The following is a 10,463-nucleotide window of genomic DNA, read 5'->3' on the forward strand; positions in this document are numbered from 1 at the left end:
GGAAAAGGCTGCGACGAGAGGCCGCAGGGGTCAGGCTGTGTTGCGCGCGACCAGCAGCAGGGATTGCGGCATCTGGCTCTGCGGATGTTGCGGCTCCTGCAGTTCGACCAGGTTGAAGCCCGCCAGCTCCAGTGCCTTCAGCCAACTGCCGAGGGTGCGGAAGTACCATGGCATCGGGCGCCAGTCGCCGGCGAACCCGACGAATGACTCCTCGCGCCAGCCATCCTGGTAAATGCCGGCGGCTGCCGTCCAGGGGTGCAGGGTCTGGATCAGCAGCGTGCCGTCGGGCCGCAGCAGATCCCGCATGGTGATGAGCAGGGGAATGATGTCTTGCTGCAGCAGGGCGAAGTTGGCGCAGATCAGCTCATGATCGTGGCCGATGCCCGGCACGCCTGCGATCACTTGTTCGTAGCTGGCCAAGTGGACCTGCGCCGAACCCGCTTCGCGTGCGGCGGCGACCAGGGTCTCATCGCCATCCACCCCGACCGCATCGATGCCCCTTGCGGCCAGGGCACGGAGCAGCCAACCCTCGCCGCAGCCCAGATCCAGCACCCGACAGGGCTGGCGGCCGAGCACGGCCAGGAGTATCGCCTGATCGGTGACCTGGCGGCGGGACTCGATGGCGCCGGAGCGTACGGCTTCGATCCAGGCTTGGGCGTTGTGCTGCCAGCTGTCCAGCAGTGGGTCGGTAGCCATGGTAATGCTCGGGATCTAGTGTGGCTGTAGCATAGGCCAGTCTTGTGCGCGTGCCCCTTTGCTCTGCACACTGACGCCTCTGGGAAGGAGCATGGCATGGCACTTGCGAAAGCGGATTTCACCACGCGCCTGCTGGTTGACGCGGGTATCGGCCCCGGCATGCGCGTGCTCGATGTCGGGTGTGGCAGTGGCGATGTTAGCTGGCTGCTGGCCGGCCTGGTAGGTGACGACGGCGCGGTGGTGGGTATCGACCGGGCGGCTGGCGCCCTGGAGATCGCGCGCCAGCGTGAAAGCCGCAAAGGGGCGGCGGTACCTGAGTTCGTGGCTGCCGAACTGTGCGCGTTGCCCGCGACCCTGGGGTTGTTCGACGCCATCGTCGGACGGCGGGTGCTGATGTACCAGGCGGATCCGGTCAAGGCATTGCGCGCGTTGGCTCGGCTCCTGCTGCCTGGCGGGCTGATGATCTTCCAGGAGCATGATGGCAGCATGGCCGCGCCGAGCCAGGCGTCATTCCCGTTGCACCACAAGGCCCAGCAATGGTTGCGGCGCATGCTTGCCCATGAGGGGGCGGACCTGCAGATCGGCTTCAACCTGCACCGTGTGTTCCGCGAGGCGGGGCTGACGGTCGAGGACCTGCGTGCCGAATGCCTGGTGCAGACGCCCGACAACGCCTACCCGCTGGGCGAGATCATCCGCGCTTGCCTGCCGCGGATCATCGCCAATGGCGTGGCCACGGCGCGGCAGGTTGGGATCGACACATTGCAGGCGCGGTTGGATGTCGAGCGGCGACGGTCGCAGGATATCTATATCGGCGATGTCGCCTTCGGTATTTGTGCGCGCAAGCGGTGAGTCATGTAGTTAACTTGCGCGAGGTGTATGTGGTGTTGAGTTAATGTGGTGACTGAAATATTTTTTAATATTAAATTTCCAAGCAAAAAATCTGTACTTCTTGCTCTTGCTCTTGCTCTTGCTCTTGCTCTTGCTCTTGCTCTGCTTCTATATGCGCGATAGTTCAGGCGACACAAATTGCGACTTCAGGAGGCCGAACGCAGGTCTTGCGGAGGGAGGTGACGGGCATGGATGCCCGTCAAGCGCTGCGCCCCAGGATGGGGCGTTCAGCGCGGTCCTCCCGGGAGCAAGGCCGGAGTGAGGGGACCCCGGAGCGAAGCGTAGGGGCCGGATGAATGGAGCGATGTACGGATCACCCACATGGGTTACACAAAAGTTCACTCACATAGGTGACAACACCTTGAGTGTTACATAACCATCAGTGGTATCCCGCACATCGACTCTGCCAAGGATGATGGGACCGAAAATAACATCCCAGACGCCATCCCCAACCTGCTCCAGTCCAATGGTCTGGTGCTTGAGCACATAACCTACGTAGATCCTCAAGCCCCGGCGATTGATGATGCCGGAGCTATCAGCCGGCAAGCTCTCGATATGACTGGGATAGGTCATTTCGGGGAGCTTTTCAGGGAATGCGCGTGGAGATGGCTGGTAGCAAGACGCCGGTGTTTTCTGCTTCAGCGCTTCATGCAAGCGCTCGTGATTGTAGTGCTGCCGAAAGCGATCAAAGTGCCGTTGTTGAGCCTCCCAGGCCACTGCCGGCGGCGATGGGAGCGTGCTTTTGAGCGTTCGATGCATGCGCTCGTGGCGGCCATTTTGTTCAGGCCGACCAGGCGCAATGCGCTCGGGAATGATGCCTAGACGCAGCCACCAGATCGACAGCTGAGAAAGTCCCGCACGCCCCTTACTGGCAAACGGCACACCGTTATCGGTACGAATCCGCTCAGGCAAACCATTCTCTCGGAACACTTGGGTGAAAACGGCCTGGGTTTCCAGCAGGTTGGTATTGGGCATGCTGTGGCAGGCGAGCAGGAAACGACTGGCGTGATCCATGATCGTCAGCGGATAGCACCAGACGCCTGCACCTGTCAGAAATTGACCTTTGTAGTCCGCACTGAACAGCTGGTTAGGCGACTCGGCCTTCTCCAGGGGCTTGGGATAGACCGCTACACGCTGACGTAAGCGGCGTGGTTTGACCAATTGGGCTTTCTTGAGGATGTTGTAGATCGCTGTCTTCGAGGGCGGCGCCTGATCAGGGAAACGCTCCTGCAGCGCAGCCTGGATCTTTTTCGGCCCCGGTTCCGTTTCGCCTCGACTGCGCAATTCGATGATGGCTTCGCGAACTGCGGCGGGTACGACCCAATCCTGGTTCAACCGGCGGCGGCTGCGTTCTTCCAGCCCCGAAGGCCCCTCTTTCTCATATCGCTCGACCCATTTGTAGCCGGTCTTTCGGCTGATCTCGTAGGCCTGGCACAGGGCGCTGAAGCTGGGCGGCCCCTGCAGGTAATCCGCAATGAAAAGCATTTTAAGGTCCATAGGTTTCAGCTCTCGCCAAGGCATGGTCAGATCCTCGAAAACCGACCCTGCCAGTTAAAGACTGTTACCTATGTGCGTGAACTGATTTGTAACCCATGTGGGTGAGTCATACCCGCGAGGATTTTTTGGTTCCTTTTTGATCCTTCAAAAAGGGACCCGCCGTAAGGGCGGAAAGGTGATTATGCGTCACCATCGTAAATGAATGCGCATATAACTTTCGAGACGCACGCTGTGTAAGTCAAAGTCAAAGTCAAAGTCAAAGTCAAAGTCAAAGTCAAATGCGATCGGCGTGGGTTTCCACAGTTGTAAGCGCATTCATTTGCTATAACGACGTATCGTCACCTTTTCGCCCTTACGGCGAGTCACTTTTTGTCAAACGCGACAAAAAGTAACCAAAAAACGCTGCGCTCCATTCATCCGGCCCTCCGCTTCGCTCCGGGTCCCCTCACTCCAGCCTTGCTCCCGGGAGGACCGCGCTGAACGCCCCATCCTGGGGCGCAGCGCTTGACGGGCATCCATGCCCGTCACCTCCCTCCGCAAGGCCTGCGTTCGGCCTCCTGAAGTCGCGAAGTTACGGGCGGCGCCTACACTGCCGCAGCTGTCGCTAGTGAGTTTGAAACTAATCTTGAGATCAAGATCAAGATCAAGATCAAGATCAAGATCAAGATCAAGATCAAATCTTCATATATTGCATCGCTGTTTTGCAGGGGGCGGTCAGGGTTGCGTGTATCTGCACAGGACCACGAACCATTAATGCAGAATCTGCTTCAAAAACGCCTGTGCCCGCGCCGTCCTGGGCTGCCCGAAGAACACTTCCGGTGAAGAGTCCTCGATGATTTGCCCACCTTCGAGAAACAACACCCGCTCTGCCACCTGTCGGGCAAAGCCCATCTCGTGGGTCACGCAGAGCATGGTCATGCCGGTACCGGCCAATTGCACAAGAACGTCCAAAACTTCGGCCACCATCTCCGGGTCGAGCGCCGAGGTCGGCTCGTCGAACAGCATGATCCTCGGCTTCATGCACAACGCCCGGGCGATCGCCACCCGCTGCTGCTGACCGCCAGAGAGCTGGCTGGGGTACTTGTTCGCCTGGCTTTCGATACCGACCTTGCTCAGGTACGAGCGCGCCCGTTCCTCGGCGTCCCGCCGCGACAGGCCGCGCACGCTCATCGGTGCCAGCAGGCAATTGTCGAGCACGCTCATGTGCGGGAACAGGTTGAAGTGCTGGAACACCATGCCGATCTCGCTGCGCACCTTGGCGGCCTCGCGGCCAGTGCTGGCAAGGTCGGTGCCGGCCACGCGAATGCTGCCCTGCTGGGCGATCTCCAGGCGGTTGATGCAGCGGATCAACGTCGACTTGCCCGAGCCCGAGGGGCCGCAGAGCACGATCCGTTCGCCCTCGCGTACCGACAGGTCGATATCGTGCAGCACATGGAACGCGCCGTAATGCTTGTTCAGGCCCTCGATACGGATCAGCTCCGGGCGCGGGTCGGGGGCAGGGTGCCGGCTGGCAAGGCTCAAGGGTGCGGTCATCTTGTTGTTCTCCCGCTCAAGGTTCAGGCGAAGCGTGCGGCGCTGTAGGGCGCAGGGTCGGTGAAGGGGCGCTCGCCGGTCATCAGCTCCGCCAGCAGGCGGCCGCTGACCGGGCCCAGCGTCAGGCCATGATGGGCATGGCCGAAGTTGAACCACAGCTGCTTGTGCAGCGGCGCCGGGCCGATCACCGGGCGCATGTCCGGCAGGCACGGGCGGCGGCCCAGCCAGGGCTTGTCGTCCAGGCGCTCGCCCAGGGCCGGGAACAGCTTGCGCGCCAGGGCCTCGCAGCGGCGCAGCTGGATCTCATTGGCCGGGGCATCGCTGGCGGCGAATTCGATGCCGGTAGTCAGGCGCACGCCCCGCGCCATCGGCGCCAGGACATAGCCGCCCTGGGTGTCGCAGATCGAGTGGCCCAGTTCGGCGCCGTCGCGGGTCGCGTAGTGCATGTGGTAGCCGCGCTTGATCCCCAGCGGAAAGCGGTAGCCCAGCCGTTCATAGAGGTCGGCCGACTGCGGGCCGAGGCAGGCCACCACCTCGTCGGCGGTGACCGTGCCGCGGCGGCTGTCAACCTGCCAGCCACTCTCGACCTGGCGCAGGCTACGCGCATCGCCGTGGAGGAACTGCCCGCCACGCTGGACGAACAGCGCGGCATAGCCACGGGTCAAGCCGCCGGGGTTGCTCACGGTCTTCGGGTCAAGCCAGTGGATGCCACCGATCACCCCACCGTCCAGTTGCTGCTCGCGGGCCTGCAGTTGCTCGCGCTCGAGGATCTCGTAGCGCAGGCCATAGCGGGCCAGGCCTTGAAGGTCGTGCTTGGCCTGGGCGAACAGCGTGGCGTCGCGGTACACCTCGATCCAACCCTTGGCCTGCACCAGCCCTTGCAGGCCGGCGGCTTCGATCAGCGCATCGTGTTCCTCGACGCTGCGCTGCACCAGCGGCAGCATGTCGGCGGCGGCCTTGGCCAGGCGTCCGGGGGCGGACTGGCGCCAGTAGCTGAGCAGCCACGGCGCGGCCTTGGGCAGGTGGGCGAGGCTGTAGCGCACGTCGGGCTGGCGGTTCAGGCCATAGCGCAGCAGGGCGCTGTACTGGCGCGGGAAGGCATAGGGGATCACGCTGGAGCGCTCGATCAGCCCGGCGTTGCCATGGCTGGTGCCGCTGCCTGGCTCGTCGCGGTCGATGAGGATCACCTGGCGTCCGCGGGCCTGCAGGTGCAGGGCGGTGCTGACGCCGACGATGCCGGCGCCCAGGACGATGGTCTGGCAATGCATGGAAGGTTTCCTTCAGTCAGTTCAGGTGGCGGCCCAGGCGGGCTTCCAGGTGTTTCAAGGTGCGCCGGACCGCCTCGACGATCAGCAGGTAGAGCACTGCCGCCCACAGGTAGATCTGGAAGTCGAAGCTGCGCGAGAAGGCCAGCTTGGTCACCCCCATCAAGTCGTAGATCGTCACCAGCGAGGCAATCGCGCTGGCCTTGATCATCATGATCAGCTCGTTGCCCAGCGGGCCGATGGCCACCAGCAGCGACTGCGGCAGGACCACCTTGAAGAAGGTGGTCGAGCGCTTGAGGTTGAGTGCCTTGGCCGCCTCGTACTGACCCGGCGCGACCGCCATCAGGCTGGCGCGGAAGATCTCGGCCTGATAGGCCGCCGTGTTGAGGGTGAAGGCGAGCAGGGCGCAATACCAGGCCTCGCGGAAGAACCACCAGAGGCCCATCTCCTGCCAGAAACCCTTGAGCGAACCCAGCCCGTAGTACAGCAGGAACAGCTGGGCCAGCAGCGGTGAACCGCGGAAGAAATACACGTAGCCAGCCGCCAGGCGCCGCAGCACGCAGCTGGGTGACATGCGCGCCAGCGCCAGGAGCATGCCCAGCAGCGCGCCGAGGGTGAACGAAATCGCCACCAGCTTGGCGGTGACCAGCAGGCCATCGACGAAACGCGCGCCGTAACGGTCCAGCAAGTCCGGGTCGAGCACGTAGGCCAGCAGTTGCTCCAGGCTCATGGGCGGGCTCCTTGCAAATGGCGGTTGCTGCGCCGCTCGAGCAGGGCGAAGACCCTGCCCGACAGCGCCGAGAACAGCAGGTAGACCAGGCAGGCGACGCTGTAGAACAGCATCGGCTCCTTGGTCACGCTGACCGCGAGGTTGGTCTGGCGCATCAGGTCGATCAGCGAGATGGTCGAAACCAGCGAGGTGTCCTTGAGCAGGCTCAGCCAGTTGTTCGACAGGCCCGGCAGGGCGATGCGCGTTAGTTGCGGCAGCACCACCTTGAAGAACCCGGTGCGCTTGCCCAGGCCCAGGGCCGAGCAGGCCTCCAGCTGGCCCTTGGGCAGGGTCTTGAAGGCCATCAGCCAGATCTCGCTGGAGAATGCGGCGAACACCAGGCTGAAGGCGGCCATGGCGGCGAGGAAGGTGTTGATCAGCACCTCGCCTTCATAGCCCAGCGCGGCGAGGAGCTTCTGCGCGGCGATCTGGCAGCCGTAGTAGATGATCAGCAGGGTGAGCAGTTCTGGCAGGCCGCGAAACACCGTGGAGAAGAGGGTGGCCCAGGCCCGCGGCAGGCGTTTGCGAGAACGCGCGGCGAGCGCCACCAGCAAGCCCAGTGGCAGGCCGATGGGCAGGCAGGCCAGGGCCAGCGACACGGTCACCAGCGCGCCGGCCAGCAACGCCTGGCCCCAGCCGCCGCTGGCGAAGGAAAGCAGGGAGAGTTGATCGAGCATGGCTAACCCCCAGGAAACAGTTGCCCTGGTGGGAGCGGGCTTGCCCCGCGATGGCGTGGTTCACTGATCAGGCGCCATCGCGCGGCAGGCCGGCCTCCACGAGATTACTGGTAGATGTCGAAGGCGAAGTACTTGCTCGCGATCTTCTGGTAGGTGCCATTGGCCACGATCGCCGCCAGCGCCTCGTTCAGCCGGGTGCGCAGGGCCTGGTCGTCCTTGCGTACGGCAATCGCCGCGTCGGCCTTGGTGCCGTCGACGTCGCCGAGGATCTTGCAGCAGTCCTTGCCATTCTTGTTCAGCCATTCGTGCAGCGGGAACTTGTCGGCGATCACCCCGTCCAGGCGCCCGGCGGCAAGGTCTGCGTTGGCTTCGTCAAGGGTCGGGTACAGCTTCACGTCCGCGCCGGCCTTGCCGTATACATCCTCGGCGTAGATCGCCTGGGTCGAGGCGGATTGCGCGCCGACCGTGTAGCCCTTGAAGTCGGTCTGCGCGTCGCTGATCGGGCTGTCCTTGGCGACGGCCACGGTCAGTGGGGTGCGGTAGTAGTGGTCGGTGAAGGCGATCTTCCGGCGCCGCTCCTCGGTGTCGATCATCGAGGCCACCACCGCGTCGTACTTGCGCGCCATCAGTGCCGGAATGATGCCTTCCCAGTCCTGGGCCACCAGGGTGCACTCGACCTTCATCTGTTCGCACAGGGCATGGGTGATGTCGATGTCGAAGCCGTGCAGCTTGTTGTCGGCGTCGACGTAGTTGAAGGGGGGATATGCGCCTTCAGTGGCAAAGCGCAGGGTCTCGGCACTGGCGTGGCCCGCCAGCAGCAGGGCGCACGCACCCACCACAGCCATGGTTCCTTTCATCTCGCACCTCGGTCATCGCACTCTTGCTATTGTTGTTTGCCCGCCGGCCACGAGGTGTAGCCGACGAACTCGTTATGTAGAGCGGCAGTTGCTTCCAAGCGTTTTTCAACATCTGGTCCGAGCTGCTTGCAGACCTCGTTGACCATCAGGTGCACCCACGACAGCATGGTCGCGGTGGATTCCCAGAACAGGTTGAATTCGGTGGGGATGCGGAACACCTCGTCGGCTTCGGCATCGGCCCAGTCACAGAAAGTGTCGGTGACCAGGGTCACCGGGATGCCCAGCGCACGGGCCTTGTGGCACAGCTGCAGGGCGTGGCGCGAATAACGGCGTGCTTCGAACACCACCAGCGCGCAGTCCTGCGGGCGCCCCAGCAATACCTCGCCGAAATGCCCGGCGCTGCCATCGACCAGTTGCACGCCGTCGCGCAGGTACTGCAACAGGTGGCTCATGCACATGGCCACGCCACGCTCGGTCTGAAAGCCGGCGACGAATATCCGGGGTCTATCGGCCAGGCGGCGGGCGACCTGTTGCCAGGTCTCGCCGCGGCTGTACTCGTGCACGCGCACCAGCGCGGCCATTTCCAGCTCCAGGCTGCCTGAGCGCTGGTCGTCCTCGGGTTGCTGGCGAAACGCCTGCAGGCGGTCGCCGGCCAGCCACGGGCCGTCGCCCAGGTCGTTCTGCAGGTCCTGCTTGAGAGCCTTGAGGTGGGCATAGCCCAAGGCGCGGCAGAAGCGGCCGACGCTCGATTCGCTCACGCCCAGCTTGGCGGCGATGCTGGCCGAGGTCTGGAAGGGCAGTTCGTGGAGGTTGGCGAGCATGTAGCTGGCGATCTGGCGGCCCGAGGCGGCAGCGCTGTGCAGGCTGCTTTCCAGGCGTTGCTTGATCGATTGGCTCATGGTCGGTTCCGGTTGATTTCTGGCGTGGAAGCCAAAATGGCTGTTTTCTGTCATCAAGTCAATATTTGACAGATAGCTGTCATTGGCGGGAAAGTCTGTGCAGTTGCGCTGTAGCGATTCCAATTCCAAGAAAGGAGCTCCAGATGTCTTCACCTTCCACCGGCCCTGTCGTGCGCGTGCCTTTTTCCGAACTGCAGGCATTGCTCCAGGCAATCTTCGCGCGGCATGGCTGCAGCGCGGCAGTGGCCGCCGTACTCGCCGACAACTGCGCCAGCGCCCAGCGTGACGGTGCCCACAGCCACGGGGTGTTCCGTATTCCCGGTTATGTCTCGACCCTGGCCAGCGGTTGGGTCGATGGCCGCGCCGAGCCGCAGGTAACCGACCTGGCACCGGCCTATGTGCAGGTCGATGCCAAGGGCGGTTTTGCCCAGCCGGCCCTGGCCGCGGCCCGCGCGCTGTTGGTGGCGAAGGCGCGCACGGCCGGCATCGCGGTGCTGGCGATCCACAATTCGCACCATTTCGCCGCGCTGTGGCCGGATGTCGAGCCATTCGCCGATGAAGGCCTGGTGGCCCTGAGCGTGGTCAACAGCATGACCTGCGTGGTGCCCCACGGTGCGCGCAAGCCGTTGTTCGGCACCAACCCCATCGCCTTCGCCGCGCCTTGCGCGGGGCACGACCCGATCGTCTTCGACATGGCCACCAGTGCCATGGCCCATGGCGACGTGCAGATCGCCGCCCGGGCCGGCGAACAGCTGCCGTCAGGCATGGGCGTGGATGCCGCCGGCCAGCCGACTACTGACCCCAAGGCGATTCTCGAAGGCGGCGCCTTGCTGCCGTTCGGCGGCCACAAAGGCTCGGCGCTGTCGATGATGGTCGAACTGCTGGCGGCGGCGCTGACGGGGGGCCATTTTTCCTGGGAGTTCGACTGGTCCGGGCATCCGGGAGCAAAGACCCCATGGACCGGGCAATTGCTGATCGTGATCGACCCGGCCAAGGCGCAAGGCCAGCGTTTTGCCCAGCGCAGCCGTGAACTGGTGGAGCAGATGCAGGAAGCGGGGCTGACGCGCATGCCGGGAGAACGGCGCTACCGTGAGCGTGAAGTGGCACTGCGCGAAGGCGTGGGATTGTCCGAACGGGAGCTGGCCGAGTTGCAAACACTCGCTGGCTGAACCCAAGTTCCATTGTTCAGGGTACCGGTGCGGACCTGCTTCGCACCGGTGTCCGGCCTTCCACCGCACTCTGCTCACACCGTGAGCGCTGCGCCTCCCTGGTGTTGAGCCCCGCTGCTCCTGCCGTTGTCCCCCCTTCCCATGTCAGCCCGCCCCCCCGCGATCCATTAGCGTTCCGAGCATTTCCGACTGGCAAAAGCAGGATGCTTACCA

The 10,463-nt window shown here is 63.6% G+C and carries 10 protein-coding genes; 2 read left to right on the top strand and 8 right to left on the bottom strand.

Going from position 1 to position 10,463, the window contains the following annotated elements:
* Positions 1-30: 30 nt before the first annotated feature.
* On the bottom strand, positions 31-696 hold the full coding sequence (locus LU688_RS13310) for a class I SAM-dependent methyltransferase (protein ID WP_160291192.1): 666 nt from the start codon (positions 694-696) through the stop codon (positions 31-33).
* A gap of 96 nt (positions 697-792) precedes the next feature.
* Here LU688_RS13310 and LU688_RS13315 point away from each other — a divergent pair, with 96 nt between their 5' ends.
* Positions 793-1,545: a methyltransferase domain-containing protein gene (locus tag LU688_RS13315; RefSeq protein WP_160291193.1), complete on the top strand. Its 753-nt coding sequence runs from the start codon at positions 793-795 to the stop codon at positions 1,543-1,545.
* Positions 1,546-1,926: 381 nt separating this feature from the next.
* Here LU688_RS13315 and LU688_RS13320 read toward each other — a convergent pair whose 3' ends face one another.
* The 7 genes from LU688_RS13320 to LU688_RS13350 all read right to left on the bottom strand — a co-directional run bounded on the left by LU688_RS13320 (position 1,927) and on the right by LU688_RS13350 (position 9,081).
* Complete coding sequence (locus tag LU688_RS13320; protein WP_289678356.1) at positions 1,927-3,105, bottom strand: IS481 family transposase; 1,179 nt, start codon at positions 3,103-3,105, stop codon at positions 1,927-1,929.
* Between the two features lie 726 nt (positions 3,106-3,831).
* The gene (locus LU688_RS13325) at positions 3,832-4,614 is read right to left on the bottom strand and encodes an amino acid ABC transporter ATP-binding protein (protein ID WP_023632410.1); all 783 of its coding nucleotides are present in this window, start codon (positions 4,612-4,614) and stop codon (positions 3,832-3,834) included.
* Between the two features lie 23 nt (positions 4,615-4,637).
* The gene (locus LU688_RS13330) at positions 4,638-5,882 is read right to left on the bottom strand and encodes an NAD(P)/FAD-dependent oxidoreductase (RefSeq protein WP_038706047.1); all 1,245 of its coding nucleotides are present in this window, start codon (positions 5,880-5,882) and stop codon (positions 4,638-4,640) included.
* A 16-nt stretch (positions 5,883-5,898) separates the two neighbouring features.
* A complete protein-coding gene (locus LU688_RS13335) occupies positions 5,899-6,609 on the bottom strand; it encodes an ABC transporter permease (RefSeq protein WP_023632573.1) in 711 nt (236 codons plus the stop codon).
* On the bottom strand, positions 6,606-7,325 hold the full coding sequence (locus tag LU688_RS13340; protein WP_023632572.1) for an ABC transporter permease: 720 nt from the start codon (positions 7,323-7,325) through the stop codon (positions 6,606-6,608). Before LU688_RS13340 ends, LU688_RS13335 begins: the two co-directional genes overlap by 4 nt.
* 104 nt (positions 7,326-7,429) lie before the next feature.
* The gene (locus LU688_RS13345; protein WP_023632571.1) at positions 7,430-8,182 is read right to left on the bottom strand and encodes a transporter substrate-binding domain-containing protein; all 753 of its coding nucleotides are present in this window, start codon (positions 8,180-8,182) and stop codon (positions 7,430-7,432) included.
* Between the two features lie 26 nt (positions 8,183-8,208).
* The gene (locus LU688_RS13350) at positions 8,209-9,081 is read right to left on the bottom strand and encodes a MurR/RpiR family transcriptional regulator (RefSeq protein ID WP_110605815.1); all 873 of its coding nucleotides are present in this window, start codon (positions 9,079-9,081) and stop codon (positions 8,209-8,211) included.
* Positions 9,082-9,224: 143 nt separating this feature from the next.
* Between LU688_RS13350 and LU688_RS13355 the strand changes: the two genes are divergently transcribed.
* Positions 9,225-10,250 carry an Ldh family oxidoreductase gene (locus LU688_RS13355; protein ID WP_094011246.1) on the top strand — a complete coding sequence of 342 codons (1,026 nt, stop codon included), beginning with the start codon at positions 9,225-9,227 and terminating at the stop codon, positions 10,248-10,250.
* The last annotated feature ends 213 nt before the right edge of the window (positions 10,251-10,463 follow it).

The organism is Pseudomonas soli (assembly GCF_021283165.2).
In the GTDB taxonomy this organism is placed as follows: domain Bacteria; phylum Pseudomonadota; class Gammaproteobacteria; order Pseudomonadales; family Pseudomonadaceae; genus Aquipseudomonas; species Aquipseudomonas soli.

Excerpts from the sequence above, each read along its gene's own strand:
- LU688_RS13310 (WP_160291192.1), bottom strand. The coding sequence starts at position 696 with ATGGCTACCGACCCACTGCTGGACAGCTGGCAGCACAACGCCCAAGCC.
- LU688_RS13315 (WP_160291193.1), top strand. The coding sequence starts at position 793 with ATGGCACTTGCGAAAGCGGATTTCACCACGCGCCTGCTGGTTGACGCG.
- LU688_RS13320 (WP_289678356.1), bottom strand. The coding sequence starts at position 3,105 with ATGCCTTGGCGAGAGCTGAAACCTATGGACCTTAAAATGCTTTTCATT.
- LU688_RS13325 (WP_023632410.1), bottom strand. The coding sequence starts at position 4,614 with ATGACCGCACCCTTGAGCCTTGCCAGCCGGCACCCTGCCCCCGACCCG.
- LU688_RS13330 (WP_038706047.1), bottom strand. The coding sequence starts at position 5,882 with ATGCATTGCCAGACCATCGTCCTGGGCGCCGGCATCGTCGGCGTCAGC.
- LU688_RS13335 (WP_023632573.1), bottom strand. The coding sequence starts at position 6,609 with ATGAGCCTGGAGCAACTGCTGGCCTACGTGCTCGACCCGGACTTGCTG.
- LU688_RS13340 (WP_023632572.1), bottom strand. The coding sequence starts at position 7,325 with ATGCTCGATCAACTCTCCCTGCTTTCCTTCGCCAGCGGCGGCTGGGGC.
- LU688_RS13345 (WP_023632571.1), bottom strand. The coding sequence starts at position 8,182 with ATGAAAGGAACCATGGCTGTGGTGGGTGCGTGCGCCCTGCTGCTGGCG.
- LU688_RS13350 (WP_110605815.1), bottom strand. The coding sequence starts at position 9,081 with ATGAGCCAATCGATCAAGCAACGCCTGGAAAGCAGCCTGCACAGCGCT.
- LU688_RS13355 (WP_094011246.1), top strand. The coding sequence starts at position 9,225 with ATGTCTTCACCTTCCACCGGCCCTGTCGTGCGCGTGCCTTTTTCCGAA.